Source organism: Poinsettia branch-inducing phytoplasma str. JR1 (genome assembly GCF_000309465.1).
GTDB lineage: Bacteria > Bacillota_I > Bacilli_A > Acholeplasmatales > Acholeplasmataceae > Phytoplasma > Phytoplasma pruni.
Genome location: NZ_AKIK01000100.1, coordinates 1 through 1,464, shown reverse-complemented (window position 1 = coordinate 1,464; position 1,464 = coordinate 1). Strand labels below are relative to the sequence as shown.

Below are 1,464 nucleotides of genomic sequence, written 5' to 3'. Positions count from 1 at the left end.
AAGAAGGGAATAAAAAAAATTGCTTAATTTAAATTTGTTGGCTTTTTAAAAAAACACAAAAATCCTTTCTTTTTGAAAAAGGTTGGCTTTTTTGATTATTTAATTGTTTTATTTTTTTTATCATGACAAGTTGAACAAACTTCTCTTTTTGGTTTTTTGCAATTCAAACATTTTGTTGCAGTTTTTACATTTAAAATGATTTTGAACAGGACAATGACACATAAATAAAGTTATTTTAACTGGTTTTTCTGTTTTTTTATTAATAATGTCAAATTCCCATTCATAATTATTTTTTTGCTTTTAAAAGGATCTTTTTTTGAAGAGGACAACAATATTTTTTAATTTTCAATAATAAAGGAATAGCACTTAACAAAATACCTAGCAAAAAAAGATTATTAAGGCAAACTCCAAGGAATCCTTGGGCCTCTTTATAATGATGGCCGCCCAAAAACTTTAACAAATAATTATTTAAAGCGCATTTTTCATGAGGATTCATAAAATTATAAGGATAACTATACCATTTTTGATCACTCACAAAACCCAAAAACAAAGAATAAAAGAGATAAAAGAGTGGATGGAACAAAGCTATTAAACTTTGTTTAAATTTTAAACAAACTATATCCTGATTCAGAAAATAAAACAAAACATATAAAAGAGGAAAATAGGTGTGTTCGAAACAACTAGTATGCAAAGGATTAGTTATTAAAAGGTTCCATTCGGAATAAGGAGTAGCAATTAACCACCAAACCAATCCTGTTAACAACATATCCACTAAAACGATAAAAGCAAATAAAGAATATGCTTTATGATGTCGAAATTTAGTAAGACTAAGAATTAAAAAAAGAATGACTAAAAAATTACTTTGAGCGGTAAAAAAATACAAAGTAGCATATAAAGTACAATAAACAGTTAATTTTGTTTGTTCTCCAAATGATAAAGGAGTTAAGTTTAAAAAAGTATTAATTTGATAAAGATATAATATTTTATCTACATAAACCACCACAGCCAAGATTAAAACAAGAATAATAAAGGATGTTTTATAAAATGTATTTCTTTTAGCGATCATCGGTTGATCATGAGCGCCTTTTTTTCTTACAGCCAATTTTTAGTATTTCCTTTCTTGATAATGTTTTTTTTAGGGGTCTCCATCCATTACTTGATTATTATTAAAAATAAACAATAATCCTAAGAAAGAACATAAACAAAAACTTATTATTTTAAATCGATTTTGTAATTTAATCATTAATTAAATCTCCTTTATTTTTTATTAATTGTTTTGTTTCCATTCTTAAATTATCTTAGACTATTTCGATTAAAAATGCGATTTTGTTTTTTTGTTGATGTTGGTTTTTTTGTAATTCTAAATTTTCTATTTTTTTTTTTTTTTATTAAAAATTCATTTATTGATGTATTTATAATAGTGATATTTAATTCTAAATTTTTAATTTTAGCATCATGAATTTG

General features: G+C 24.0%; 2 protein-coding genes. Both read right to left on the bottom strand.

What is annotated here, in order from left to right:
* Nucleotides 1-286 precede the first annotated feature (286 nt).
* Complete coding sequence (locus tag ON17_RS02235; RefSeq protein ID WP_017191867.1) at nucleotides 287-1,102, bottom strand: hypothetical protein; 816 nt, start codon at nucleotides 1,100-1,102, stop codon at nucleotides 287-289.
* A 33-nt stretch (nucleotides 1,103-1,135) separates the two neighbouring features.
* Nucleotides 1,136-1,243 carry an SVM family protein gene (locus ON17_RS03400; protein ID WP_017191866.1) on the bottom strand — a complete coding sequence of 36 codons (108 nt, stop codon included), beginning with the start codon at nucleotides 1,241-1,243 and terminating at the stop codon, nucleotides 1,136-1,138.
* Nucleotides 1,244-1,464: the final 221 nt, after the last annotated feature.

Excerpts from the sequence above, each read along its gene's own strand:
- ON17_RS03400 (WP_017191866.1), bottom strand. The coding sequence starts at position 1,243 with ATGATTAAATTACAAAATCGATTTAAAATAATAAGTTTTTGTTTATGT.